Origin of the sequence: Methylocystis sp. H4A (genome assembly GCF_015709545.1) — a bacterium.
In the GTDB taxonomy this organism is placed as follows: Bacteria; Pseudomonadota; Alphaproteobacteria; order Rhizobiales; family Beijerinckiaceae; genus Methylocystis; species Methylocystis silviterrae.
The window spans coordinates 1-25,470 of the sequence record NZ_JADNQY010000011.1; the positions used below are offsets into that span (position 1 = coordinate 1).

Below are 25,470 nucleotides of genomic sequence, written 5' to 3' on the forward strand. Positions count from 1 at the left end.
CTCTATGACACGCTCAGCAACAACGCGGTCGGCGAAGGCAGCATCGGCGTCTGGAGCGACACGGCCGTGCGCTGGACGCCCTGGCTGAAGACTGTCGCGGGGGCGCGGTTCGACTATTACAACGCCGCCGTAAGCTCCCGCCAGACGCTATTGGACGCGCCCAAACTCGCGGCGAGCACCGGCCTGCCGGCGTTCCTTCTCACGGGACCGTTCAATCAGGGCGTCAAGAATGCGTCGCTGTTCAGCCCGAAGCTCTCGATCATCGTCGGCCCCTTCTACAAGACGGAATTCTACGCCAATTACGGCGAAGGCTTCCATTCGACCGACGCGCGGGGCGCGGTGCTGCGAGTCTCCACAGCAGAACTTGCCGACAATGACGGCTTCGTTCAGGCCGCTTCGATTCCGCTGCTGGTGAAATCACGCGGCGCCGAGATCGGCGCCCGCACCAAATTCATCGAAGGGCTCGATTCCAGCATCAGCCTGTTCTGGCTCAATCTCGAATCGGAAAACCAGTTCGTCGGCGACAGCGGCACGACCATCTTCGGTCGCCCCAGTCGCAGATATGGCCTCGAATTCGCCAACAAATACGCCCCGAATTCCTGGATCAGATTTGACGGCGACGTGGCGCTCGTGCAGGCGCGCTACCGCGGCGTCGACGTTGCGCAGACCTTGGCGTGGCTCGATTTGATGACGCCTGACGCCTTGCCTTATGGGACATTCTTGGGCAATGCGCCCGGCAATTATCTGTCGAACGCCATAGCGGTGACGGCGATGGGCGGATTGGAGCTCGGCGAGGCGACCGGTTGGTTCGGCGCGCTGAAGTATCGCTACTTCGGGGCCAGGGCGCTCACCGAGGACGGCTATTTCAATTCGCCAGCCACCGGCACGTTGAACGCACGACTGGGCTATCGATGGGCGGATGGCTGGCGATTGCAGTTCGACGCCTTCAATGTTTTCAACTCTCGCTCCGACCAGATCACATTTGCATATGGCTCGCTCCTGCCGAGCGACCCTCTTTACGCGCAATGCGTCGCAGGCGTCGCTCCCGCCCAGGTTTGCGGCGTCGGCGTCATGGACCGCCATCTCAAGCCGCTCGAGCCCGCAGCCGTGCGCGTGACATTGGCTGGGCCGCTCAATTTCGACGCTTCGCTCGTCGGTGCGTTTGATCGCGCGGCGCTTTTCTCGCGGCTGCCGAACTGACTATCGCTTGTCCCGCCTCCACGCGAGTCGCGCGAATCCTCATGGCTGTCTCAGATATGTGGCTGGCGCCTAAAGCTTGTGGTTCCGCCGGTTCGCGTCCCTGTTCGGTCGTGATCGGCGAAGCATATGAGCCGCCGGCGAGCGCCGACAATTTAAAGACGCCGGCAGAACCGCCCTCCCAATACCGCTCGAGCCCTTTCGCCATCGCGGTCACGCACTACCTAGCACAGCGTGCAAACAGGCCGAACGATACGAACAAGCCCAGCGATTTGCCCAATTGATAGGAGAGCATCATGGATAGACGCTCATTCCTGCGCGCTTCGATCGGTTCTTCGATAGCGGCGCTTGTCATTCCTGGCGCCGCGCTAGCCGAGGATCATATTGCCGAGGCCATAGCCCAGATCAACAAGGCGATCCCCTATGGCGAAGAGCCGGCCCATAGCTCCTCCTTCGTCCAGCACATTGACAACGCGATCGATCATGCCGTGATGGCGCAAAGGGCGCACGCCAATCGGCATGTCAAAAGGGCGATCGGCTATCTGCGCCGCGCGCGCAAGGTCGCCTATGGGACTCATTTGCTGAGGTATTCACGTCGAGGCGCCTCACTCGCGAAGAAAGCGCTGGCGCAACTTCAGGCGGCCGGATGAGCCTGACTTCGAAGGGAAACCAGATTTTTGGTCGGAGTGGCGGGATTCGAACCCACGACCCCTTGTCCCCCAGACAAGTGCGCTAACCGGGCTGCGCTACACTCCGACTGGCGCCCTTATAGTGAGGCCGCGCGGCGCTGGCAACGCCTGGTTCGCTATCGCTTGGTCAGTCTGAGCAGGCGCTTGCATTCCTCGATTTCGGCCAGAACCTCGCGCAGAATTTGCGCCTCCCGCGCCGCGAGCGGGCGTGGTTCGCCGCGGGCCGAAGACGCCGCATCAGGCTCGCTAAGTTCGACGGGCGGCGCCGCGTCCTGAGCTTCGAGCCCTGCAAAAACTGGATTTTGCGCGCGCAGAACGGCGCGTTCGTCGGCCGAGAGGGCGGCGTCCGTCTCGTCTTCGTCTCGCGCTGACCCGATTCGTCCCTCGCTCACGCCTGGACGGAAAGGGGAGGGAGTCCCGGGCAGGTCCGCTTGGCGTCGCCCCGCGCCCGCCAGGACCGCCTCGACGCCAGCCTCCTTGAGGATGCGCTGCACACCCTTGATCGTATAGCCTTCGTCGTAGAGCAGGCGGCGGATCGCGATCACGAGTTCGATGTCGCGCTCCCGGTAAAAGCGCCGCCCGCCGGCGCGCTTAAGAGGATTGATCTGCTTGAAACGGGTTTCCCAGAAGCGCAGCACATGCGCGGGAAGGTCGAGGCTCGCCGCGACCTCGCCGATCGTGCGCATCGCTTCATCGCTTTTGCCCGACACCTGATCCCTCGACTCAAGCCGCGCTATTCTAACATCCGAAGCGGCGCAGTTTTCAGCCAAATTGGCCCGACCTGCCAGAGACGGCCGCCGGGTGTGGACAAGCGAGGGCCGCATCCCTTAACTGGCCGCCGTCATCCGCCTCCCAACCCTCGGCGTGTCATGGAAGATTGGCTGCATTTTCCCCAACCGGTCCCAGCGATCAGACACCACGCGACCGAGGCGAACGCCCGGGCGGTGCGCAACTGGCTGTGGCTCGTCGCGGGTCTGGTCTTTCTGATGGTCATCGTCGGCGGCGCGACCCGGTTGACCGAATCGGGCCTATCGATCGTGCAGTGGAAGCCTGTCACCGGCGTGCTGCCGCCGCTGTCCCAGCAAGAGTGGCAGGAGGCATTCGAGGCATACAAGCAGATTCCGCAGTATAGGGAACTGTTCCCGGACATGGATGTCGCCGGGTTCAAATATATTTACGCCTGGGAATGGGCGCATCGTCTTCTCGGGCGGGTGATCGGCGTGGTTTTCGCCGTCCCGCTCATATGGTTTTGGGCGACCGGCCGCCTGCCGCGTTCGGCGAAGCCGAAGCTTGTCGGCATTCTCGCGCTCGGGGCGCTTCAGGGCGGCGTCGGCTGGTGGATGGTCGCATCCGGCCTCGTCAACCGCATCGAGGTGGCGCAGGAGCGCCTCGCGATTCACCTGCTGCTCGCCGCGCTGATCTTCTCCGCATGCCTATGGGTGGCCGGCGGCCTCGGGCCGCGCGCCGTCTCTCTCGTGCATGAGGGGGCAGGTCGGCTGAAGGCGGTCGCGCTGACGATCCTGGCTTTTGTGTTTCTGCAGATTTTCGTCGGCGGCCTCGTCGCTGGATTGCGGGCGGGCCTCGTCAACAACACTTGGCCGCTGATGGACGGCGTCTTCATTCCTCCGGCCGACGTTTTGTGGCGATTGGAGCCTTTCTGGACCAATCTCGTCGACAATCCGATCACCGTCCAATTCTTCCACCGCATGATCGCCTATCTGATCTTCGCTCTGGCGCTCGGGCATCTTCTGGACGCGTGGATGAACGCGGAAGGGCGCGCGCGGCGCGGCGCAGCAATTCTGTTTGGCCATGTGCTCATGCAGATCGCGCTTGGCGTTGCGACGTTGGTGCTCGTCGAGCCGCCTTTCGCCGGTTCGCCGCATCTCGCGCTGGCGCTCGCGCATCAGGCGATCGGCATGGCGGTGTTGGCGGTCGCGACGCTACAGGCGCGACGGCTTGTTCAAGACGTGATCACGAACTGAGGCGGTTGGCGTGCAGAATATTGCGATCCTTAATCTTCCCGGGCCAGAATTTCTCAATGTCTTCGGCCTCGTCGTCATCCTCGTGCTGGCGACCACTTACCTTTGCATTCGGCTCGCGGATCGCACCGATCGCCGTCCGCCGCCGCCCGTGCCGCAGAACCCCGACGCGATGGAGGTCGCCTTCCTGCAGGGCGGCGTCAATCAGGTCATCCGAACGCTGATCTACGATCTTGCGCAGCGCGGCTTCGTCGTCCTCGCCGCGGAGGATCACGTCATTCCCACAGAGAAGCAGCCGGAGCCGGGCGAACTCAACGCCATGGAGACGCGTCTGCTCGAAGCCGTGCAGGCGAAGCCGAAGGCGCATGCGCTGTTCGAAGATCGCGGCTTGCGGCGCTGGCTGCTGGAACAGCTCGCGCCGCTGCGCGCCAAACTCGCCGCAGAGGAGCTGATCAAGCCCAAGTCCGTGAAGATCTGGCGCCGGCGCGTGCAGGTCGGCGGAACGCTGATCATCGTCGGTCTGGCGCTTGCCAAGATCTATGTGGAATGGACAACAGGCGCTGTGAATGTCGCCTATCTGGTCTTTCTCGCAGCTGCGTCGGTCGCGTCGCTTTTTGCGCTTGCCTATGTGCTGACCAGAACCCATGCGAGCCGTCGCGGGCACGCCTATCTCGACGCGATGCGGCTCGCCTATGGCGGCCGTCTGAAGGAGGCCGTCGATCACATCGGATCGCCCGGACCCGAAGCGCGCGCATTCCACGGCGCCGCGCTGTTTCTCATCGGCCTTTATGGATTCGCGCCGCTCAAAGGCACGACGGAGGCGATGTTCGCCGAAGCCTTCAGTCGCGGCTCGGGAAGCGATGGCTCCGATTGCGGAACAAGCTGCGGCGGCAGTTGCGGCGACGGCGGAGCGAGCGATGGTGGCGTCCGCGATTGACGCGCCGGCCCTCGGGTCCGGACTTGGCTATCGTCCGCAGTTTCGCGCCGATCTCTTCGCCCGACGCGAGGATGTCGATTTCATCGAGATCATCGCTGATCATTATCTCGACGCATCGAAAGAAAAGCTCGCTGAACTCGAGCTTTTAAGAGCGCATTTTCCGCTCGTCGCGCATGGTCTCGATCTCTCGATCGGAAGCGCGGATGGCGTCGATTCATGCTATCTCGATAAAATCGCCGCGCTGATCGAACGCATCGATCCGCCCTGGTGGAGCGAACATCTTTGCTTCACGCGCGCGGGCGGAATCAGCATCGGCCATCTTGCATCTCTGCCTTATACGCGGGAAGCGGTCGACGTCGTCGCGCGCAATGTCGAAGTTGTGCGCAGGCGCATCAAGACGCCGCTGATCTTGGAAAACATCACTTGCGTGGTGCGCATTCCAGGCGGCGAAATGGACGAAGCTGAATTTTTGTGGCGTACGCTCGAAGCGACTGGATGCGGTTGGCTGTGCGACGTCGCCAACATGCATGTGAATGCGACGAATTTCGGCGTCGATCTCGAACGCGACTTCGAGCGCTGGCCATGGGACAGGCTCGTGCAAATCCACTACGCCGGCGGACGCCAGCGAGACGGCCTGCTGATCGACAGCCATGACGCCGCGACGAGCGATGCGGTTTGGCGGCTCTATGATCGCGTTGTCGCCCGCGCGCCGGTCAAGGCCGTCATTCTCGAACGCGACGAGAAAATGCCGCCGTTTGGCGAACTCATCGATGAAGTGGCGCGCGCGCGACGAACGCTCGTGGAGAACGGGCGATGGCGTTAGCGCAGACGCAGGCGCTGCTCGCGCGCCTGTTCACCGACGATGATCTGCGGCGGGAATTCTTCGAAGCGCCGATCGCCGTGGCGATGCGTTTCGGCTTGAGTATGCATGACACGGAGCGCCTCGCCGGAATTGACAGGCGCGAAACGGAAGTCTTTGCGCAGAGCCTGATCGGCAAACGCGCGCTTTATGCGCGCAGGGCGCTGCCGCTCACGGCGCGCGCATTGGGCGAGCGATTCGATGCGCTTTTCCGCCAGGCGATCCGCAGCGCTGCACGAGAGGCGACAAATCGCTCGGACGCTGCGGCGCTCACTGCATTTCTCGATAGGCGTGTCGCAAAGTGCGAACTGGAGCCGCCCTGGGTCGCCGACCTCGCGCGTTTCGAATTGGCCTTCATCGATGCCGGGCGTTCCGGCGCGGCGCTTTTTTTCCGAGCGTTTGACTTCGATGTCGCATCGGTCGCACACGCTCTCGCCAGAGGCGAAGAGATCAGCGCCGGTCGCCGAAAAACGCTTGGTGTTTGGGCGCGCGCGCCGCGAGGCAGGCTGCGTTGGCGGCTGTTTCGGCCCTAAACCCTGCGCAAAATTTCCGGCATTTCGGCGTGGCGTCGCTCGGCGACGACGTCAACCATGCGCTCGGCGCCGCGATCCCGCGCTTCCTGGCTTTGCGCCTTGGCCAAGTCTTCGCTGGCCTCCTTGAACTGCGTTTCGGCCTCTTCGAGTTGCCCGCGCAGTTCCGTGATTGACGCAACAATGTTGTCGCGTCGCGTGCGCGCCGCCCGCGCATAGGTCGGATAAGCGAAATGATTGGGATCGTCGATGTTGGCGCGCCGCTCTTCCTGACCGATCTCACGGTCGAGCTCATTGGCCATGCGCGTGAATTCGCCGATCATTGCATTCAATTGGATGACGCGCCGACGTTTTTCCTCGGCCTGGAACCGTTTGAGACGGACAAGCGTATCCCGCGACTTCATGCGACAAGCTCCATTACGCAACTTATGCGAAACAAATCCTTAACTCCGCGAGACAAGGCTTAATATGCCCTGTGGAAGTTGCTCGTTTGTTACCGAAATCGAATTTTTGAATTCTTCGCGTCTGTGTGTCTTCGGCGCACTATCTCAAGCGAGCGGCGCTTTGGAGGCCCAAGCTATGCGAAATCTTGCTGCAGTTCTTGCGGGCGCGGCCATAAGCCTCGCAGCTCCCATCGCCGTAATGGCGGAAGCTCCAGGCTTCGTGTTCTCGCAAGATAAACTCGAATGGAAGGCGGGTCCGGCAGAACTGCCGAGGGGCGCGGAAGTCGCGATGCTCTTCGGCGATCCGACGCAGGGCGGGCCTTACATTCTGAGAATGCGCGCGCCCAAAGGATATAAAATTGGCGCGCATAAGCACAGCGGCATGGAAACGATGACGGTGCTGTCGGGGACCGTTCGTTACGGCCAGGGAGCTAAGCTCGATCCAAGCGCCGAGAAGACGCTTTCCGCCGGCGGCTTTGCGGCGGCGCCCGCGGAAGCGGGCCATTGGGTCAATTTCGAAGACGACACGGTGATACAAGTCACCGGCGTCGGGCCCTGGAACATCACCAATCTCGATCCGCGCGACGATCCTCGCGCGGCTCAGCGCTAAGGCTAGGCGGGCTCCTTGGCGCGCGGCGTCGACGCCGCGGCGCCGCCATAGCGGCGGTAGATAAAGTCGGGCGCCGTGATGTGCGATTCGACTTCCGCGTAAGCGGCGAAGCGCGCATGGTCCGGCGAGAGGTGGCAGGCGGGGTCCGTCGCCGCGGCGTCGCCGGCGATTGCGAACGCCTGACAGCGGCAGCCGCCGAAATCGATTTCGCGGCGCTCGCAAGAACGACAGGGCTCCTTCATCCAGTCCGTGCCGCGGAAAGCGTTGAAGGCCGCGCCATGTCGCCAGATGTCGCCGAGCGGCCTCTCGCGCACATTGTCGAAGGTGAGTCCCGGCAAGGTCTGCGCGGCGTGGCAGGGCAGGGCTTTGCCGGATGGCGTCACCGCCATGATTGATCGGCCCCAGCCGCCCGTGCAGGCCTTCGGCCGCGTCGCGTAATGATCGTGGATGACGAAATCGAAATTGAGCACGCCGGCGAGACGCTTCTTCGCTTCGTCGACGATGCCGACCGTTTCCATGAAGGCTTCGCGCGTCGGGATGAGCGCGGCGCGGTTCATCTGCGCCCAGGCGTAATATTGAATATGCGCGATCTCGATACGCTGCGCGTCGACCTCGACGGCGAAGTCGATGATCTGCGGCAGATGCGCGATGTTCTGCCGGTGCATCGGCGCATTGATCGTCAATCCCATCCCGAATTCGCGCGTCCATCGCGCGACGTCGCGCTTCTTGGCGACGCCGCCCTGATAGCCCGAGATTCGGTCGGCGCTCTCAGGAACGACATCCTGAATGGAGACCTGCACATGATCGAGGCCGATCTCGGCGAGACGCTGCAGCCGCTCGCGCGTCAGCAGAACGGCGGAGGTGACGAGATTGGTGTAGAGCCCAGCGTCGACCGCGTGTGCGAGTATCTCTTCAAGATCGCGTCGCACCGTCGGTTCGCCGCCGGAAAGATGCAGCTGCAGCGCGCCGATCGACGCCGCCTGACGGAAGGTCTCGCCCCATTCACTAGCGGTCAGCTCCGCGTTCGAGCGCTCGAGTTCGAGCGGATTGGAGCAATAGGGACATTGCAGCGGGCAGCGATGGGTAAGCTCGGCGAGCAGCCCCGCGGGTCCGCCCGCGAACGGCGAAATAGATGTGGCGAAGGCGGAAGGCGGCGGCGCCGCAAATTCGTCGGTTCCGTCGCGCAGCAGCCGCTTGTCGGCGAGCCCCTGCAGCAGCGCCGTGACGTCGCGCGTGATAACGTCGAGCGGTGCGGAATATTGCTGTGCGAGCCGCGCGCAAAGATCGGCGAGGCGCGTTGCGCCATCAATCGCGCGCAGCACGATGAGCCCAATCGGATCGAGTTCATAGGCGCGCTCGGGCGCCAGAATAACCGTTCGAGACCGCGCGCGGTCTTCATGCAGCCGCGCGTAGCGCGTGAAGGCCGGACGCGAGTCCGGGCCAATCACGAACCGCGCGGCCTGCGCCTCAGACATTGGCTTCTCCTGGCCGCCATGCGCCGGGCGGTATCAGCCCGGGCGTGACGTAGGCGTGATGTAATGCGTCAAGCTGCGCCCACAAGACGTCGCATTTGAACCGCACGGCGCCGACGCAGGCTTCCTGTTCGGCGCGCGTCCTGGCGTTATCGAGTACATAGCCGAGCGCAAACTCGGAATCGCGCGGCGCCTGCGTGAGCCGGCGTTTGAAATAGGCCATCACCTGGTCGTCGACGAAATCGTAATTTTCCAGCATTCCGACGATGCGTTCGCGATGGATCGACGGCGCGAAGAGTTCGGTCAGCGAAGACGCGACCGCAACGACGAGCGGCTGCTCGACGACAAAGCGCACATAGGCTTCGACGGCGAATTTTGTCGCGGGCAGGGCGCCGCGCCGAGAGGTCATGTAATCGCGCGAGAAGCCGAGCGCGTCCGTCAGCACGAGCCAGCGCTCGATGCCGCCGCCTTCTTCGCCGAGGCCGTCATGATCATGGATGCGATGTATCCACTCGCGGCGAAGTTCGCGATCATGGACGCGGCTCATAAAGGCGGCGTCCTTGCGCGGCACCGCCTCCTGGTAGCAGTAGCGGTTCAGCGCCCAGGCGGCGACCTGCTCCTTCTGGAGCTTGCCGCCGTGCAGCAGCTTATGAAACTCATGCTTGTCGTGATAGCGCTCGGCGCCAACAGCGCGGATCGCAGCTTCGAATTCGTCGCGGGCGAGCGGCGCGGCGCCGCGCCAATCAATGGCTACGATCTCGTTCACAGGTCGACCTCCATGCCATCCTCGCCGATTTCCCAGCCGGCGGCTTGGGCGATCGCATATTCGTCCGAGAATTCGTTGAGCAGAGGATTGGAATTGTTGATGTGCACATAGATTTTGCGCTTCACGTCGAGCGGCTCGAACGCGGCGATGGAGCCGTCGGCGCCGCTGACGTTGATATGGCCCATGCGCGAACCGGTCTTGCCAAGCAGGCCTTGCTCGATCATCTCGTTTTCGTGGAAAAGCGTGCCGTCGAAGAACACCAGCTTGGCGCCACGAAGCCGCTCGGCGAGGTCCGCGTCAATTTTGGCGCATCCGGGAATGTAAAAGAATGAGTCGCCCGTCGCGGTTTCGATGATCTCGAGCCCCAGCGTGTCGCCGGCGCTCGTGCCGAAATTCGGCGCGTTGGCGTTCTCGAGATAGAGCGCGATCTTGCCCGGAACGGGAAAGGCGCGGATCGCGAGCCCAAGATCAATGCCCGCTCCGGTGACAGGCGTCGCTTTCTCTGTGTGCAGCTCAATGCGGGGCACGAGCTGCGTCTGCAGGATCGTGAAAATAGGATTGGCCCCGAGCGCATCAAGAACGCGTCCTGCGGCGTAGAGGCTGAACGGCTGCGCTTCTCGCATGTTGAGAAGACCGGCGACGTGGTCCACGTCGCCATTTGTCAGCGCCACCGCCTTGATCGGGCTCGCGCGCAAACCGTCGTCGGGGCCCGGAGCAAGCTGGGGCGCGGCGGCGATTTGCTGGCGCAGATCAGGCGAGGCGTTGAGCAGCAGCCATTCGACGCCATTGACGCTCACCGCCAATGACGACTGTGTGCGCGGCAAAAAGCCGGGCGCTCCGGCGCGGACAGCCCGGCAATTGGCGCAGTTGCAATTCCATTGCGGGAAGCCGCCGCCGGCGCCCGACCCCAAGATTTTGATCCGCATTGGCTTTTCGACATAGCGGGCGCGCCGCCACGTCGGATCTCCCTGAGTGTTATTTTCCTGGCACTATGCGCAGGCGGCCCGCATTCGCGCAAGTGCGACCGATTTGCGCAGCATCCATGAAATGTCGAGATTTTTTCCCTGTTGTGGCGGGCGTCTCGCCCCGCTTTGGTCGCTTTCTTTCGTCAGAAACGATGGGGGAGAGGCGAAGCGCCTCAGTCGAAGCGCGCCGCTCAGGATTCACTTCCGAGCAGGCGCTGGATCGAGCCAACCAATTTGCGCACTCATGGAAAAGAAACGCTGACGCGCCTATGCGCGCTCTTGATCGCGGCGTCGCTTGGCGGCTGCGTGTCGGACGGCATGCGCATGGTCGACGGCCACGTCGGCAACGCCGTTTCTCTTGTCTCTGGAGCCCAGGGGGAGCCGTCAAATGTCGCCATTTTCGTCGCTTCGACGCGGCGCTCCGAAGGCGCGACAGACGACGGCCGGGCGCATTTTTCGCTGACCTCGATTGGCGTCCCGCTCAACCATCGTGCTGGAAGCCTCGAGCGTCCAAGCTTCGGCGGCGCCGATCGGCGGCGGCATTTCACGGTGCTGTCGAAGCGCAACATGGATGAGCAGGAGTTTTACGGCGAAGTCGCCTCGCATGTCTCGGGGCGCATCGGCAATTCGCGCGACGTGTTGCTTTACGTGCACGGCTTCAACACGGGAGTCGAGGAGGCGCGCTTTCGTCTGGCGCAGATTGTCGCCGACGGACGCTTCTCCGGCGTTCCCGCGCTCTTTACCTGGAATTCCCGAGGCGGGCTGTTCAATTATGAGTCCGACAAGGAGGCGGCGACAGTCTCGCGCGACGCGCTTGAGAAGTTCGTCGTCGAACTGTCGCGCACGCCCGGCGTCGGCCGCATCCATGTGCTCGCCCATTCGATGGGCGCGTGGCTGACGATGGAGACGCTGCGCGGCGTCGCGCAGTCCGGCCATCCGGATCTCGACGGCAAACTTGGCGAGGTCATGCTGGCCGCGCCCGACATCGATCTCAATGTTTTTCGCCAACAGGTCGCGCGCGTCGATCCTCGGCATGTGTCGATCTTCGTCGCCAACAATGATCGCGCGCTGTCGCTCGCGTCGCGCATCGCCGGCGACCGTCCCCGTCTCGGCGCGATGAATCCCACCAATCCTGAAGACAAGTCTGAGCTCGATCGATTGGGCGTCGCCGTGCACGACATCTCGTCGTTCTCGACGGACTTCGTCGGCCACGGCGCCTTCGCCGAAGCGCCCGACGTGGTGCGAAAGATCGGCGCGCAGCTGACAGCCCCGCGCCCGGGGGAGGCCGAGACGCACGCCGTGATCGATGCGCGCGGAAGCGAGGCGGAGCCGGACCGCGCCTCAGCGCCCGTCAATCAAAAGGTCGAGAGCCAGCCGCTGGCGCCGCTCGCCGCCGCTCGGTGAGCTTGATTTCGAACGGCCTATGTCAATTTCTGACTTGATGACTATCGACGATGGTTACTTATGAAAAACTCCGACGCCGTCACTCTCTCCGCAAAATTTCAGATCTCGATCCCAAAAGCGGTTTGTGAGGCGAACAAATGGCGGCCCGGCCAGGAGTTCGCCTTCATCCCCAAAGGATCTGGCGTGCTGCTCGTTCCCGTGCCTAAGCGCGATCAACTGGCAGGAATCGCGCAAGGAGCTGAGCGGGAAAACTACCGCGACCGTGCAGATCGCTTTTGACGTCAGCGCTTACTGCTTACTGTCACGCCTCTTTCGGCGCCGCCGCTTTTTCCGCCTCGGCCTTCGCGAGACGGTTGTATCGCCTCACGCTGAACGGAATAGCGGCGAGGAACGCGACGCTGAGCACGGCGAGCAGCTCCATCGGGTAGATCGCAAGCAGCAGCGCCGTCACGCCCACGCCGAAAAGCACCGGAATGACGAGGTCGCGCGGTATGCGCCCGATGCGTTTTCCTGAGAAATGCGGAATGCGGCTCGCCATCAGGAAGGCGATGCCGAGCACATAGACGATGTAAAACGGCGTCATCGCCTTGGACGCCGGCAGCTCCAAGACGGAGAAATGCAGATAGAGCGGCAGCAACACCGTCACGGCGCCGGCGGGCGCCGGCATGCCGACAAAGAATTCGGCGTGCCAGGCGGGCTTCGTCGGATCGTCCATCGTCACATTGAAGCGGGCGAGCCGTAGTGCGCCGGCGATGGCGAAGACGAGCACGGCGAACCAGCCGAGGCCTTTGATCTCGTGCAGCGTCCACAGATACAGCAGCAGGCCGGGCGCGACGCCGAAATCGACGAAATCCGAAAGCGAGTCGAGTTCCGCCCCGAAGCGCGACGTGCCCTTGATGGCGCGCGCCAGGCGGCCGTCCAGCCCGTCGAGCACCGCCGCGGCCATCACCGCCGTCACGGCCGTCTCGAATCGTCCTTCAATTCCATAGCGGATCGCCGTCAGCCCCATACACAGGGCGAGCAGCGTCACGAGATTGGGAAGAACGATGCGCAACGGAATGTTGCGAAATCGCAGCCGACGCTGTTCCGAGGGCGTCAGGGTTCCTTCTTGCGCATCGCGCCCGGAGAAGAACGGATCGGCCATGGCTTGTTCAACCCGCCTTGAATGTCAGCGCGGCGACGCCGGCGGTCATGTCGGCGAGTATGGTCTCGCCGGCGATGGCCCGGGACCCGATAGCCACCATGGGCCGTGCCGATGACGGCATATAGACGTCGACGCGCGACCCAAAGCGAATCAGACCAAAACGGTCGCCGACGCCGATTTGCTCGCCTTCCTTGACGAATCCGACGATGCGCCGCGCGACGAGACCTGCGATCTGCACCACCCCAAAGCGCCCCGACGGCGCTTCGATGACCATGCCGCTGCGTTCATTGTCGTCGCTGGCCTTGTCGAGGTCGGCGTTGAGGAACAGGCCCGGCTTATAAGCAATTCTCGAAATGCGGCCGGTGATCGGCGCACGGTTCACATGCACGTCAAAGACGCTCATGAACACGGAGATCCGCTGCATCGGCTCGGCTCCCAGGCCGAGTTCGGCCGGCGGCAGAAAGAAGCCAACTGCGCTGACCACGCCGTCCGCGGGCGAGATGACGAGCCCTTCGCGCAGCGGCGTCACCCGCGGCGGATTGCGGAAGAAATACGCGCACCAGGCGGTGGCGATGAAGCCCATCCAGCCGAGCGTCGGCGACAGCCAGTCAAGCAGGAAGGAGACAGCGGCGAAACCAGCGATGAAGACGTAGCCTTCCGGATGGATCGGGACGAGCGACTTACGGACGGAATCGATGATCGACATGCAGGCCTGCTTTCGTTGCGCGCTAACCAGCGCGCGCGTTTCCTTTGCCATGTTGCGGCGCCAAAGTCACGGACGCGCGGCATGGATCATGGCAGCCGAAGGATGCGGCACGGGTCGCCGTTCATCAGGGGCGGCGCGCCTGGCTCGCGGATCAGCAGCGCTTGCGATTGCGCCAGCTCGGTGAGCAGCGAAGAATCCTGCAGCGGCTGCGGCGTCGCGACGAGGCGGCCATTTTCGTCCAGGGCGAGCCGCGCGCGCATATAGTCGCGCCGCCCCTTGTTGGCGGGAAGATCGGCGCCAGCGATCGCCGTCTCGGTTCGGTCGTCGCCGGCCTCCGGATCGCCCTGCAGCGCGCGCAGGAGCGGCGCGAGAAAGACCAGCGCGCAGATGAAGGACGCGACCGGATTGCCGGGAAGGCCGAGGATGCGGGAGTCGCCCAGCGCGCCATGGATCAGGGGCTTGCCCGGCCGCATGGCGATTTTCCAGAAGTCAAGCGACATGCCCTGCCGCGCCAGCGCCGGACGCAGCAGATCGCGGTCGCCGACCGACGCGCCGCCGAGCGTCACCAGAACGTCGGCGCGCGCCTCGCGGGCAAGGCCAATGCCGCGTTCGAGTTCCGCGAGATCGTCGCGGAAGATGCCGAGGTCGATGACTTCGGCGCCGGCGTCTTCGGCGATGGCGGCGACCGCCAGATTGTTGCAGGAGATGATCTGCGACGGGCCGGGCTCGGCGCCCGGCGGGACAAGTTCGTCGCCCGAAGCGATGATCGCCACGCGCGGGCGCCGCGCGACAGGAATTGCAGCGTGGTTCATCGCCGCGGCGAGCGCGAGTTCGGCCGGGCCAAGGCGCACGCCGGCGAAGAGCGCGATCGCGCCTTCACGAAAGTCGAGGCCAGCTCCGCGAATATGCGGGCCGGGCGGGGCGCCTGCCGTCAATGCGCCGTCGGCGACGACAGCGTCTTCTTGAAGCAATATGGCGTCGGCGCCCTCCGGGACCGGCGCGCCGGTGAAGATGCGGATGGCTTCGCCCGGCTTGAGCGCCGCGCCATAGCCGCGGCCTGCGGCGCTTTCGCCGACGATGCGCAGCGGGCCGGCGGCGAGGTCAGCGGCGCGCAGCGCAAAGCCGTCCATGGCCGAGACGGCGAGGGGCGGCTGGCTGCGGCGGGCGACAAGGTCGGCGGCCAGCGTGCGGCCGCGCGCCCGCGCCAGCGGCGTCAATTCTTCGCCAAGCCGTGAAGTCTCAGCGAGCACCCGCGCAAGGGCGTCGGGAACGGAAAGAAGCTTATCCACGCGAAACTTATCCCCGGTTCGCGACGCGGCGAAAGATGAACGCCGCGAGGCTTTCGACTGAGAGCGCGACGAGCACGATGACTGTCGCGAGGGCCACGTCAATATCGACGCCGGGATAAGCGAAGGAGAACGTTACGCCAAGAGCGATCGCCAGCAAAAAAAAACGGCGACGATCCGAGAGAGGGACAATTTCATTTCGGCGGGCGCCTCCACCAATCATGTAATATGTCGGCTGCTACGATAGCGAGGCTTGCGGCCGCAATCGAACTATTCGCCGCGCCGCCAGTCGCCCGACTTGCCGCCGCGTTTTTCGACGAGTTCGACGCCTTCGATGCGCATGCCGCGATCGGCGGCTTTCAGCATGTCATAAATCGTCAGACAGGCGATTGAGACGGCCGTCAGCGCCTCCATCTCGACGCCGGTCTTGCCGGTGACCGATGCTTCGGCAAGAACGCGCAGGCCGGGCAGTGCGTCATCGGGCGTGATCTCGACCGAGATGCTCGACAGGGGCAGAGGATGGCACAGCGGGATGAGTTCGCTCGTCTTCTTGGCCGCCATGATGCCCGCAACGCGGGCGACGCCGAACACATCGCCTTTCTTGGCCTGACCTTCGACAGCGAGACGCAGAGTGTCGCGCGCCATCACCACATGGCCACGGGCGAGCGCCACGCGAGACGTCTCGGCCTTCGCCGAGACGTCGACCATATGCGCTTCTCCGGCGGCGGAGAGGTGGGTGAGTTGGGTCATCGCTCGCGTTTTGCGCTTTTGGCGGGTTCGAGGCAAGGTCGGATCACATTGATAATCGATCAATCGTGTGTATAATAGTGCGCATTACAGGGTGGTTTTATGGCAAAGGTCGAAACCAATGCCCGTAAAATCGTCGCGCGACTGGAAAAGGACGGCTGGATAAACATTGGTGGCGGAAGCCATGACCGTTTCGTCGACGAAAAGCGGCCCGGCGTCATGATCACTGTGCCGCGCCATCGGCAACTGACGCCCGGAACCGCGCGGTCCATCGCCAAGGCCGCCGGATGGATGGAACAATAGGAATGACGCATTTCGTTGGAGTGATCGACGGCGCCGGAAAAAATTGGGGCGTGCGTTTTCCGGACGTGGACGGTTGCGTCGGCGTCGGCGCGACGCCGGAAGAGGCAATCGCCAGCGCGACGGGGGCGCTGCGCGAAGTGATGAGCTACAAGCGGGGCGGCGGGTTCAAGATCAATAAGGCGCGAACGCTTACGCAAATTCTTGCATCCGGCGAAGTCGCGCCGGGAGAGACGACTGTGCTCATTCCGCTGCTGCTCGACTCCGGCCGCGTCGTGCGCGCCAATCTGACCTTCGACGCGGGGCTACTTGAATCGATCGATGCGGCGGCGAAGAATCGGGGCCTCACGCGCTCGGCCTTTCTTGCGAGCGCAGCGCGGGAAAAGATTGAGGCGGGGAGCTAACTAAATTCACCACTCACGTTGGCGGCGCGCACCTTACGCCCCTGCCGTTGACCTTGCTGGGTCAGATTTGGGATTTCCTGCCGAGCCTTGCAGGAGTTCGCGCGCGGCCGCTTCGACGTCATGCTTGCGCATCAGGCTCTCGCCGACGAGAAAGGTGAAGATGTGCGATTTTTCGAGGCGCACGCAGTCGTCATGCATCGTGATGCCGCTTTCGGCGACAATGATCTTGTCGCGCGGAATCCTCTCGGCGAGCCTCTCGCTGACTTCGAGCGACACTTTAAAGTCGCGCAGATCGCGATTGTTCACGCCGATCAGACGCGTCTCCAGCGCCAGGGCGCGATCGAGCTCCTGCTCGTCATGCACTTCGACGAGCACGTCCATGCGCAGATCATGCGCGGCCGTGTTCAGCGCCTTCGCTTCGTCGTCGTCGACGGCGGCCATGATGATGAGGATGCAATCGGCGCCGTAAGCCCGCGCCTCATAGACCTGATAGGGATCGAACATGAAATCCTTGCGGAGCGCCGGCAGATGCGTCGCCTTTCGCGCGGCTTCGAGATCTTCGAGCCTGCCCTTGAACGAGGGCGTGTCGGTCAGCACTGAAAGACAGGCCGCGCCGCCGGCTTCATAGGCGCGCGCCAATTTCGGCGGATCGAAGTCTGGGCGAATGATTCCCTTGGACGGGCTTGCCTTCTTGATCTCGGCGATAAGCGCGATGCGACGCTCGTTCAGTTTCTGCTCGATCGCATGGACGAAGCCGCGCGGCGGATCATGATCGCGCACGTTGCGCTCGAGCGTCGCGAAGGGCATGCGCACCTTGGCCTCGGAAATCTCGGTGCGCTTATAAGCTTCGATCTTTCTTAGGATGTCGGTCATTTTCTCGCCTACGGCGGGCGGGCCGCGACCGCCATCGCTCGAATTCGTTCCGCCGACTGCCGGCTGCTCATGAATAGCCGATAAACGGGCGCAATCCTATCCCGATCGAAAGGCGAAGGGCGATCAGGCGTCTCGATGGGAGCAGCGGATCAGCGCGTCGAGCTTATCCCGCGCCGCGCCGGAATCGAGCGCCGCCTCAGCGAGCGCCGCGCCCTCGCGCACATTTGCGGCGCGCCCGGCGACGACCAGCGCCACGCCGGCGTTGAGGACGGCGACGTCGCGGTAGGGGTTCTTCGCGCCCTCCAGAACGGCGCGCAGAGCTCTTGCGTTATGCGCCGCGTCGCCGCCGACAAGCGCCTGAATCGTCGCGCGGGGCAATCCCGCTTCCTCCGGCGACAGCTCAAAGCTGCGGATTTCGCCGTCTTCGAGCGCAACCACATGGGTTACGGCCGTCGTCGTCGCTTCATCGAGCCCGTCGCCGCCATGCAGCAGCCAGACGCGCTTTGCGCCGAGTTCGCGAAGCGCATGCGCCAAAGGTTCGAGCCAGTCGCGGGAGAAGACTCCGATCATCTGCCGCTCGACCCGCGCGGGGTTACACAAAGGGCCAAGCAAATTGAAGAGCGTGCGCACGCCCAGCTCGCTTCTCACCGGCGCGGCGTGGCGCATGGCCGGATGGTGCGTCGTCGCGGCCATGAAGCAGATTCCTGCATCTTGGAGCGATGCGGCGGCGGCGGCTGGCGAAATGCCGACCTTGACGCCGAGTTCGCCGAGCACGTCGGAGGAACCCGAAAGCGACGAAGCCGCCTTGCCGCCATGTTTGGCGACGATCGCGCCGGCGGCTGCAGCGATGATCGCGGCAAGAGTGGAAATATTGTAAGTGCCGGCGCCGTCGCCGCCGGTCCCGACAATGTCGATTGCGCCGGCCGGCGCTTCGACCGGCGTCATCGCGGCGCGCATCGCCTCCGCGGCCCCGATGATCTCGTCAATCGTTTCGCCGCGCAGGCGCAGGCCCATGAGAAAGGCCCCAAGCTGCGCCGCGGTGGCGTCGCCACGAAAAATCAGAGAAAACGCCGCTCTCGCCTCGTCGCGGGCAAGGGGCGCGCCGGAGACCAGCGCGGCGATGTAGGATTTGAAATCCTCGCTCACTGTCGTTCAGCGCCGTTGCGCAAGGCCAGGGCCGCCGGCCGACGGGTGCAGGCGACCTTCGAAGCGGCCCTCACGCCGCCTTCTCACGCCGCCGCGGGCCTTCGTTCCATTCCCGCGCGAGATCGAGGAAATTTTGCAAAATTTTGTGGCCGTGCTGCGAGGTGATGCTCTCGGGATGGAACTGCACGCCATGGGTTGGGAGCGTCTTATGCGATAGCGCCATGATGAGGCCGTCCGGCGTCTCGGCCGTCACCCGCAGGCAGTCGGGAAGGGTGTCGCGGCTGACGATCAGCGAATGGTAACGCGTCGCCTGGAAGGGCCCTTCGATGCCGCGAAACACGGCGTCGCCGTGGTGCAGGATTGTCGCCATCTTGCCGTGGATCGGCAGCGGCGCCCGAATGACGTCGCCGCCAAACACCTCGCCGATCGACTGATGGCCGAGGCAGACGCCGAAAATCGGCACGGTCTCGGCGGCGGCTGAGATCAGCTCCATGCAGATGCCTGCTTCATGCGGCGTGCAGGGGCCGGGCGACAGCACGATCGCGTCGGGTCCGCCGGCCAGCACTTCAGCGACCGAAACGGCGTCGTTTCGGTGCACGGTGACGTTCGCGCCCAACTGGCCAAAATAGTGAACCAGGTTGAAGGTGAAGCTGTCGTAGTTGTCGATAAGCGTGACGTTGGACATTGGGCTGCTGTCCAGCCTCCTGGCGCGGGTTTGACAGTGCAATAGGCCGGGCGGCGGGCTTAAGCAACCGTCGGACGGCTGTCGTCCCGCGGCGAGAAGCGCCAGTCCGGCCGAACATCTTTGATCATCATGATCTCGGCCAGCGACTGACGGGTCAGGAGACCCAAGAACCGCCCCTCCTCGTCGGTCACGCCGACCGCCTCTCCGCCCGTGAGCCTGGGCAGGACGGCGTCGATGCTCTCTCGACCATCGATCGTCTCCGGCTCCTGGCGAACGAAAGGCGCGATCGGCGCGCCGGGTTCGGAAGCTCGCAAGGCCTCGATGATGTTGGCGCGGGACAGGAAACCGCTGAGCCGGCGCGAGGCGTCCACGACTGGGAATTCGTCCTGAGACGTGGCCAGAAGGATATCTACCGCTTCGCGCACGCTTGCGCTGCGCTCGATCACGGCGATGCGCGTCTCCATGGCGTCGGCGGCCTTTAGGCCCCGCGCCGCCTCGGACATCGACGTCATCTGCGCTTCGCCCGCGGCCGCGATATAGACGAAAATCGCGATGAACAGCAGCAGCGGATTTCCGAACAGCCCGAGAAAGCCGAGGAGGAAAGCGAAGCCCTGACCGATCTGCGCGGCGATGCGCGTCGCACGGCCCTTCCCAATCCAGATCGACAGCGCCGCCCGCAGCACGCGGCCGCCGTCCATCGGAAAGGCCGGGATCAAGTTGAACGCCGCAAGAAAGACGTTCACGGCCGCCAGACGTTTCAGAAGATTGACGGATGGATCGCTGATCTGGATCCCCTCGGACACATCGACGGCGCCAAGAAACAGGATCAGCAAAGCCGCAATGACGAGATTGACCGCCGGACCCGCCAGCGCGATCAGCAACTCCTGACGGGGCTTATCGGGCATCTTTTCCATGTCGGCCACGCCGCCGATCGGCAGCAGCGTGATCACCGGCGAGACGATGCCATAGCGTCGCGCGGTCAAAATGTGGCCGAACTCGTGCAACACGACGCAGATAAAGATCGCGACGATGAACAGGACGCTGTCGCGCGCTGCGACGGCGCCGCCGCGCTGGTAGGCCGCAAAGCCGATCCAGCCCAAGAGCAGCAGGAACGTGACGTGAATGCGCACGGCGGTCCCCATGAAGGAGCCGATCGTGAGGGACCATCGCATTTGAGCTCCTGCGGTCGTGGTTAACAGCCGTTAAGATAGGACTGAGCGGCGGCTTGCGCTAGAGCGCTTCCCGCTCACATGGATGCTCACATGGATCATGTGATCGATAAGGCAGCGCTCAAAATCAAAATGTTGGAGCAGGTTCTCATCGAAAAAGTCTGTCAACTTTTTCGGAACCGGCTCTAAGCGCGGGGACGCACGAAAAACGCCGGCGAAGCGGCTGTGAGGCGCTTGCCGGCGGTAGACGAGACAACAGTTGAGAGACGAGAAGAAAGCGAGATCGCGTCAGAGGCGATAGCGGACCTGATCGGTCCAGAAGCGCTCCAGCCGCGAAAGCGACGTATTGAGGGTGCGAAATTCGTCGCAGGTGACGCCGCCGATCTGCTCGACCGTCAGCGCGTGCTTCTCATAAAGCTGCGCAACGATATCGTGAATTTGCTTGCCCTTCGGAGTCAGGCTGATGCGCACCGAACGCCGATCAAGGCGCGAGCGCGCATGATGCATATAGCCCATGTCGACGAGCTTCTTGACGTTGTATGAAACATTGGAGCCGAGGTAATAGCCGCGCGTGCGCAATTCGCTCGCGGTCAACTCCTTGTCGCCGATGTTGTAAAGCAGCAGCGCCTGCACGGAATTGACGTCGCCAAGATCCCGGCGGTCGAATTCGTCCTTGATGACGTCGAGCAGACGGCGGTGAAGGCGTTCGACGAGCGTGAGCGCTTCGAGATAAACCGGTCGGATCTCGCTGGCGCGATCCTCGCGAGCCTGCGGGGCGGTCTTCATCATGGCGCTCATCGTCTTCTCCATCACAGCGGATGCGTCGCGCATCTCTTGATCGGCCTTCGATGAAACCAAATTAGATCGACGCAGATGAAAGGCGGTTTAAACAACAGCCTGAATCCCGCGTTTACCGCGATAGGGCTGTTTGCGGTGAATGATGGATGAATTTAAAGGTTCGATTTACGCTAATGATTCTTCAAACAAACCTTGCGGATCAGGAATCTTTTGGCGTTTTCCTGTCAAATCTGCGGCGACGGCGGCGTTCGCGCATGTGCTGCGCCTCGACGTCGCGTCCGGCCTCGAAGGTCAGCCCGAAATACATGGCGATCAGCACGGCGTTGACGCCGATCAGCCAATAGCCGCCGGTGAAGAACCCCGGCATGCTGAGCGTCAGAAAAATCTGCGCGCTTGCAACGAGCAGCCACAACACGCCGCCCCAGGGCGTCGCCAGCCACAGGCCGACGCCGGCGATGAGATCGAGCACGGCGAAGAAAATAACGGCGGAGGCTGCGCTCTGTGGCATGGTTTCAAAGATCGAGCGTTCCGCAGCGAGAATGATCCGCCACTGCATCAAGCCTTGCACGAGCCAAAATAACGCGACGATGCGCATGAAGCGCGAGAGCAGCACGCCCCATTTGGCGGCGTCGCCGCCATTCGGTTCGCCGACGCGAATTGCGCGGTAGGGATCGTCGCCGTCGTCGTAGATCGTTGGGCCGTCCATCAGATGCGCCGCCGCCTGTTTCGCTGTCCGTGCGCTTTGGCGGAAATGGCTACTGCCCCCGCCGCGCGCGCGTTGCGAAGCGAACAGCTTCCTCGGCGGCGCGGAACAGCGCCTTCGCCTTGTTGACGCATTCGCGGTGCTCATATTCCGGTTCGCTGTCGTAGACGACGCCAGCGCCTGCCTGCACATGCATCTTGCCGTCCTTCACGATCGCCGTGCGCAGCACGATGCAGGTGTCCATTTGACCGCCGGCGCCGAAATAGCCGATGCAGCCGCCGTAGATTCCGCGCTTGTCGGTCTCGAGCTCGTCGATGATCTCCATGGCGCGCACTTTCGGCGCGCCGGAGACGGTGCCGGCGGGAAACCCCGCGGCGAGCGCGTCGATGCAGTCGTGGCGCGCATCGAGTTCGCCTTCAACATTGGAGACGATGTGCATCACGTGACTGTAGCGCTCGATCGTGAAACTGTCGGTGACGCGCACTGTGCCGGTCTTTGCGACGCGGCCGACGTCGTTGCGGCCGAGGTCGAGCAGCATCAGATGTTCGGCGCGCTCCTTTTCATCGGCGAGGAGATCCGCCGCCAGACGCTCGTCCTCCGCCGTCACCTCGCTGCGCCAGCGCGTGCCGGCGATCGGGCGAATCGTCACCTTGGCTTCGGCGACGCGCACGAGGATCTCGGGACTCGAACAGACGATCTGGAACTCGCCGAAATCGAGAAAGCATAAAAAGGGCGCCGGGTTCACGCGGCGCAACGCGCGATAGAGCGCAAAGGCGGGCAAAGCGAAAGGCGCGGTGAACCGCTGCGACAGCACGACCTGAAAGATGTCGCCGGCGCGAATGTATTCTTTCGCGCGCTCGACCATCTCCAGAAAACGCGATTGCGGCGTATTGGAAACCGGCTCCTGAGGGAGAAGCTGCACGTCGGCCCCGCCGTCGCGATGCTCCAGCGGCGCCTCCAGCGTCGCGACGACCTTGTCGAGGCGCGCGAGCGCCGCTTCATAGGCCGCCTTCGCCGCAACGCCGGCTTTTGGCCGAGCGGGCGTGACAATGGAGATTTCGTCGCGCACCGTGTCAAAGACGATCATGACCGTCGGACGCACGAAAAGCGCGTCAGGCGCGCCGATCCTGTCTTCCTTGGCCGGCGCGAGGCGCTCCATCTGGCGCACCATGTCATAGCCGAGATAGCCGAAGACACCCGCCGCCATCGGCGGCAGCCGCACGGCCTGCGGCACGGCGGATTCGGCGATGAGCTGACGCAAGGCGACGAGCGGCGCCGCCTCGCAAGGCGTAAAGACGCTCGCGTCGTCGAGCGCGGCGCGATTGATGTCCGCCCTCTCGCCGACAACGCGAAAGATCACGTCTGGGTCGAGGCCGATCATCGAGTAGCGGCCGCGAGCGGCGCCGCCTTCGACGGATTCGAGCAGAAAAGCAGCGCCGCGCCGATCGCGCGTGAGCTTGAGATAGGCGGAGACCGGCGTTTCGAGATCGGCGACCAGCCGCGTCACGACCAGCTGTGGCCGATCAGCGTCGTATTCGGCGCCGAAGGCGTCGAAGTCGGGCTCAAACAGCGCGCCGCTCACTTGTCGGGTTCCGCTCCGGTCGCGGCTTCCAAGGCCTTCTGGTTGATATCGACGCCGAGCGCCTTCTCGAGGCCGCCGACATATTGCTCCAGCAGGTCGTTGTGAAATGCAGGCTTCAGTTGCTCGGCGATCGTCTTCGCTTCGATCGAGCTCGGGTCGAATACGGGAGTTTTCGAGTCGCGCACGAAAAACACCAGCCGCCCATTGTCGACGACGGCGGAGCCGGCGTTGCGCGGCGCCACATCGAAGAATCGAACGATGACGTTGGTGTTGAAGTCGGGACGCGCCTCGCGCTTCACCTCATTGGCGCGCTGAGTCTGAACGCCCACTTCCTTGGCGACGTCTTCGATCGGCCGGCCCGCGTTCAGCTTGGCGACGATTTCGTCGGCCTTGGCGGCGAGCGCCTTTTGCGCCGCGTCGCTGCGCATGGCGTCGGCGACGGCCTGCTTCACCTCTTCAAATGTCTTCTGCCGCGCGGGCTCGATGCCGTTAACCTCGTACCAAACGTAGCCGCCGTCACGCGTCGCGACAGTATCGTTGTCGACGCCGATGTCCGATGCGAAGGCGGCCTTCACGAGGTCTGGACCGGCAGGAAGGCCAGCGATCGGCTTGCCGCTGCGATCATTGCCTGCATCGTCGACGCCGTCATAGACGTGCGTCTCCAGCCCGACCGCATTTGCGGATTCGGCGAGCGTCTTGCCGGAGGCGCGCTGATCCTCGATGGCCTCATGGAGCCGGCGCACTTCAGGCATGGCGCCCTGCGCGGCGATTTCCGCGCGCAGTTCCGGCTCGGCCTGCTCGAAAGTCTTGTTGTAGACCGCCGGGGCGATGCTTCTGACCTGGGACACGACGGCGCCGAAGGCGGTATGAACCGGCCCGGTCAGCCCCGGCTCGGGAAGCGCAAAAACGGCCGCTCCGACCTTGGGGTCGCCGAAGTCGCGCTGTTCGACGAGGCCGAGGTTGACGTCCTTCGGATTGAGTTTGAGTTCGGCCGCCATTGCGTCGATGTCCGCGCCAGCTTTGAGCTTGGCGAGCGCGGCTTCAGCTTCGGTGTCGGTCTTGAACACGATCTGCCGCACATCACGCTTTTCCGGCGTTCCGTAGCGCTTCGATTTGACCTCGTCGTAAAGCTTGCGCACCTGCTCGGCAGGCGCGCTCTCCGGCTTCCCGACCGTGGAAGGGCTAACGACCAGCGCCGTCAGCTTGCGGTACTCCTTGGCGCGGAAGGTCTGCTCGCGCTCGTCGAAGTATTTTTTCAGCTCTTCGTCGGATGGCGTCGGCGCGGCGCCGACCAGCGACGGCGGCAGAATGACGTAGTCGATCGTTCGCGATTCATTGCGGAAGCGATAAATCGCCTCGACCATCAACTTCGGCGGCTCCACTCCGGCGACGGCGATGTCGGTAATCATCTTGCGCAGGTAAGTGTTCTTCTGATCCGCGACGAAGCCGCGCTCGGTGAAGCCGGAGTCATTGGCGATCTGCTTGAACCGCGCGGCGTCGAATTTGCCGTCGGGGCCCTGAAACACCTTTTCAGATGCGAGCAGACGCTGGGTGGTCTCATCGCTGGCGGCCAGTCCGAGCTGCTGCGCCTTTTGGTCGAGCGCGACCTCGGTGATCAGGCGCTCCAGGATCTGCAGATCCAGTCCTGACTGATGGGCTTCCTCATTGGTGATCGCGCGCCGCATCCGCTGCTGAATGCGGCGAAGTTCGTTCTGATAGGCGCTGCGATAGGTATCGACCGTGACTTCGCCGCTGCCGACGCGGGCGAGCCGCTGGGCCGTCATGCCGCGAAACACGTCTCCGACGCCCCAGATCGAAAAACTGATGACGATGACGCCCATGACAAGCGCCATGATGGTGCGGCCGATCCAGTTCTGCGAGGCGACGCGCAGGCCTTCTAGCATGGGTATTGCTTCCTTGGGTGCGTTGGATCCGGCTTCCCGGTTTTGGCGGCGGACTATAGGGAGGGGGCGGGCGCGTGGCAATGCGCTCCGCACGGAACTGCCGAAGCGTCGAAATGCGCTATTGCCCTGTGTTTCGAATGCCTGCAGTCTCCCCCCGATCAGAATTCCCGCC

Annotated in this window: 28 protein-coding genes and 1 tRNA gene; 11 read left to right on the top strand and 18 right to left on the bottom strand. The window is 63.6% G+C overall.

The annotated features are described in order from the left end of the window. Positions 1-1,200 (top strand): TonB-dependent receptor (locus IYW40_RS01065; protein ID WP_196399073.1); only part of this gene is annotated, 1,200 nt, incomplete at its 5' end. A gap of 293 nt (positions 1,201-1,493) precedes the next feature. Then, on the top strand, positions 1,494-1,847 hold the full coding sequence (smbP, locus tag IYW40_RS01070) for a small metal-binding protein SmbP (RefSeq protein WP_196399074.1): 354 nt from the start codon (positions 1,494-1,496) through the stop codon (positions 1,845-1,847). Between the two features lie 28 nt (positions 1,848-1,875). Here the strand turns inward: smbP and IYW40_RS01075 are convergent. Both IYW40_RS01075 and IYW40_RS01080 read right to left on the bottom strand, forming a co-directional pair. Further along, positions 1,876-1,953 (bottom strand) — tRNA-Pro (locus tag IYW40_RS01075). 49 nt (positions 1,954-2,002) lie between these two features. Then, positions 2,003-2,596, bottom strand: a complete 594-nt coding sequence (locus tag IYW40_RS01080) for a MerR family transcriptional regulator (RefSeq protein WP_196399075.1) — start codon at positions 2,594-2,596, stop codon at positions 2,003-2,005. 159 nt (positions 2,597-2,755) lie between these two features. On the opposite strand from IYW40_RS01080, the gene IYW40_RS01085 reads away from it, so the two are divergent. From IYW40_RS01085 to IYW40_RS01100, 4 genes are read left to right on the top strand one after another with little or no spacing between them, the layout of a single operon-like run. Next, positions 2,756-3,868 carry a COX15/CtaA family protein gene (locus tag IYW40_RS01085; RefSeq protein ID WP_196399076.1) on the top strand — a complete coding sequence of 371 codons (1,113 nt, stop codon included), beginning with the start codon at positions 2,756-2,758 and terminating at the stop codon, positions 3,866-3,868. A gap of 10 nt (positions 3,869-3,878) precedes the next feature. Next, complete coding sequence (locus tag IYW40_RS01090) at positions 3,879-4,802, top strand: TIGR04222 domain-containing membrane protein (RefSeq protein ID WP_196399077.1); 924 nt, start codon at positions 3,879-3,881, stop codon at positions 4,800-4,802. Beyond that, a complete protein-coding gene (locus IYW40_RS01095) occupies positions 4,783-5,625 on the top strand; it encodes a DUF692 domain-containing protein (RefSeq protein ID WP_196399078.1) in 843 nt (280 codons plus the stop codon). Before IYW40_RS01090 ends, IYW40_RS01095 begins: the two co-directional genes overlap by 20 nt. After that, positions 5,616-6,194 (top strand): hypothetical protein, encoded by a 579-nt coding sequence (locus IYW40_RS01100; RefSeq protein ID WP_196399079.1) that lies wholly within the window; start codon positions 5,616-5,618, stop codon positions 6,192-6,194. Before IYW40_RS01095 ends, IYW40_RS01100 begins: the two co-directional genes overlap by 10 nt. On the opposite strand, the gene IYW40_RS01105 is transcribed toward IYW40_RS01100, so the two are convergent. Further along, positions 6,191-6,595: a flagellar export protein FliJ gene (locus tag IYW40_RS01105; protein ID WP_196399080.1), complete on the bottom strand. Its 405-nt coding sequence runs from the start codon at positions 6,593-6,595 to the stop codon at positions 6,191-6,193. The genes IYW40_RS01100 and IYW40_RS01105 overlap by 4 nt on opposite strands. Positions 6,596-6,770: 175 nt before the next feature. On the opposite strand from IYW40_RS01105, the gene IYW40_RS01110 reads away from it, so the two are divergent. Beyond that, entirely contained in the window at positions 6,771-7,244 is a 474-nt protein-coding gene (locus IYW40_RS01110; protein ID WP_196399081.1) for a cupin domain-containing protein, read from the top strand. Positions 7,245-7,246: 2 nt separating this feature from the next. Here the strand turns inward: IYW40_RS01110 and pqqE are convergent, their stop codons facing one another. From pqqE to pqqB, 3 genes are read right to left on the bottom strand one after another with little or no spacing between them, the layout of a single operon-like run. Beyond that, complete coding sequence (pqqE, locus tag IYW40_RS01115; protein WP_196399082.1) at positions 7,247-8,719, bottom strand: pyrroloquinoline quinone biosynthesis protein PqqE; 1,473 nt, start codon at positions 8,717-8,719, stop codon at positions 7,247-7,249. Continuing rightward, on the bottom strand, positions 8,712-9,482 hold the full coding sequence (pqqC, locus tag IYW40_RS01120; RefSeq protein WP_196399083.1) for a pyrroloquinoline-quinone synthase PqqC: 771 nt from the start codon (positions 9,480-9,482) through the stop codon (positions 8,712-8,714). Before pqqC ends, pqqE begins: the two co-directional genes overlap by 8 nt. After that, positions 9,479-10,408, bottom strand: a complete 930-nt coding sequence (gene pqqB, locus IYW40_RS01125) for a pyrroloquinoline quinone biosynthesis protein PqqB (protein ID WP_196399084.1) — start codon at positions 10,406-10,408, stop codon at positions 9,479-9,481. Before pqqB ends, pqqC begins: the two co-directional genes overlap by 4 nt. 273 nt (positions 10,409-10,681) lie before the next feature. On the opposite strand from pqqB, the gene IYW40_RS01130 reads away from it, so the two are divergent. Next, positions 10,682-11,851, top strand: coding sequence for an alpha/beta hydrolase (locus tag IYW40_RS01130; RefSeq protein ID WP_246720572.1), 1,170 nt, complete (start codon positions 10,682-10,684; stop codon positions 11,849-11,851). Between the two features lie 60 nt (positions 11,852-11,911). Beyond that, positions 11,912-12,130 carry an AbrB/MazE/SpoVT family DNA-binding domain-containing protein gene (locus IYW40_RS01135; protein ID WP_196399086.1) on the top strand — a complete coding sequence of 73 codons (219 nt, stop codon included), beginning with the start codon at positions 11,912-11,914 and terminating at the stop codon, positions 12,128-12,130. Positions 12,131-12,152: 22 nt separating this feature from the next. On the opposite strand, the gene pssA is transcribed toward IYW40_RS01135, so the two are convergent. The 4 genes from pssA to moaC all read right to left on the bottom strand — a co-directional run bounded on the left by pssA (position 12,153) and on the right by moaC (position 15,737). Next, a complete protein-coding gene (gene pssA / locus IYW40_RS01140) occupies positions 12,153-12,995 on the bottom strand; it encodes a CDP-diacylglycerol--serine O-phosphatidyltransferase (RefSeq protein ID WP_196399087.1) in 843 nt (280 codons plus the stop codon). A gap of 7 nt (positions 12,996-13,002) precedes the next feature. Further along, positions 13,003-13,752 (bottom strand): phosphatidylserine decarboxylase, encoded by a 750-nt coding sequence (locus tag IYW40_RS01145; RefSeq protein ID WP_196399088.1) that lies wholly within the window; start codon positions 13,750-13,752, stop codon positions 13,003-13,005. Positions 13,753-13,787: 35 nt separating this feature from the next. Continuing rightward, positions 13,788-14,990 carry a gephyrin-like molybdotransferase Glp gene (glp, locus tag IYW40_RS01150; RefSeq protein WP_196399089.1) on the bottom strand — a complete coding sequence of 401 codons (1,203 nt, stop codon included), beginning with the start codon at positions 14,988-14,990 and terminating at the stop codon, positions 13,788-13,790. A gap of 267 nt (positions 14,991-15,257) precedes the next feature. Further along, positions 15,258-15,737 carry a cyclic pyranopterin monophosphate synthase MoaC gene (moaC, locus tag IYW40_RS01160; RefSeq protein WP_196399090.1) on the bottom strand — a complete coding sequence of 160 codons (480 nt, stop codon included), beginning with the start codon at positions 15,735-15,737 and terminating at the stop codon, positions 15,258-15,260. Positions 15,738-15,836: 99 nt separating this feature from the next. Here moaC and IYW40_RS01165 point away from each other — a divergent pair, with 99 nt between their 5' ends. Next, positions 15,837-16,037, top strand: coding sequence for a type II toxin-antitoxin system HicA family toxin (locus IYW40_RS01165; protein ID WP_196399091.1), 201 nt, complete (start codon positions 15,837-15,839; stop codon positions 16,035-16,037). Between the two features lie 2 nt (positions 16,038-16,039). Beyond that, positions 16,040-16,438, top strand: a complete 399-nt coding sequence (locus tag IYW40_RS01170; RefSeq protein WP_196399092.1) for a type II toxin-antitoxin system HicB family antitoxin — start codon at positions 16,040-16,042, stop codon at positions 16,436-16,438. 33 nt (positions 16,439-16,471) lie between these two features. Here the strand turns inward: IYW40_RS01170 and trpC are convergent, their stop codons facing one another. From trpC to IYW40_RS01210, 8 genes are all read right to left on the bottom strand, one after another. Continuing rightward, positions 16,472-17,311: an indole-3-glycerol phosphate synthase TrpC gene (gene trpC, locus IYW40_RS01175; RefSeq protein ID WP_196399093.1), complete on the bottom strand. Its 840-nt coding sequence runs from the start codon at positions 17,309-17,311 to the stop codon at positions 16,472-16,474. Between the two features lie 123 nt (positions 17,312-17,434). Beyond that, positions 17,435-18,457 (bottom strand): anthranilate phosphoribosyltransferase, encoded by a 1,023-nt coding sequence (gene trpD, locus IYW40_RS01180; protein ID WP_196399094.1) that lies wholly within the window; start codon positions 18,455-18,457, stop codon positions 17,435-17,437. A 70-nt stretch (positions 18,458-18,527) separates the two neighbouring features. Next, positions 18,528-19,142, bottom strand: coding sequence for an aminodeoxychorismate/anthranilate synthase component II (locus tag IYW40_RS01185; protein ID WP_018408698.1), 615 nt, complete (start codon positions 19,140-19,142; stop codon positions 18,528-18,530). A gap of 59 nt (positions 19,143-19,201) precedes the next feature. Further along, a complete protein-coding gene (locus tag IYW40_RS01190) occupies positions 19,202-20,314 on the bottom strand; it encodes a site-2 protease family protein (protein WP_196399095.1) in 1,113 nt (370 codons plus the stop codon). Positions 20,315-20,599: 285 nt separating this feature from the next. Further along, positions 20,600-21,109 carry a winged helix DNA-binding protein gene (locus IYW40_RS01195; RefSeq protein ID WP_232366096.1) on the bottom strand — a complete coding sequence of 170 codons (510 nt, stop codon included), beginning with the start codon at positions 21,107-21,109 and terminating at the stop codon, positions 20,600-20,602. Between the two features lie 199 nt (positions 21,110-21,308). After that, entirely contained in the window at positions 21,309-21,815 is a 507-nt protein-coding gene (locus tag IYW40_RS01200; RefSeq protein ID WP_196399096.1) for a DUF6163 family protein, read from the bottom strand. Positions 21,816-21,864: 49 nt separating this feature from the next. Continuing rightward, positions 21,865-23,394, bottom strand: coding sequence for an anthranilate synthase component I (gene trpE, locus IYW40_RS01205; RefSeq protein ID WP_196399097.1), 1,530 nt, complete (start codon positions 23,392-23,394; stop codon positions 21,865-21,867). Beyond that, positions 23,391-25,298 carry a peptidylprolyl isomerase gene (locus IYW40_RS01210; RefSeq protein ID WP_196399098.1) on the bottom strand — a complete coding sequence of 636 codons (1,908 nt, stop codon included), beginning with the start codon at positions 25,296-25,298 and terminating at the stop codon, positions 23,391-23,393. Before IYW40_RS01210 ends, trpE begins: the two co-directional genes overlap by 4 nt. Positions 25,299-25,470 lie beyond the last annotated feature (172 nt).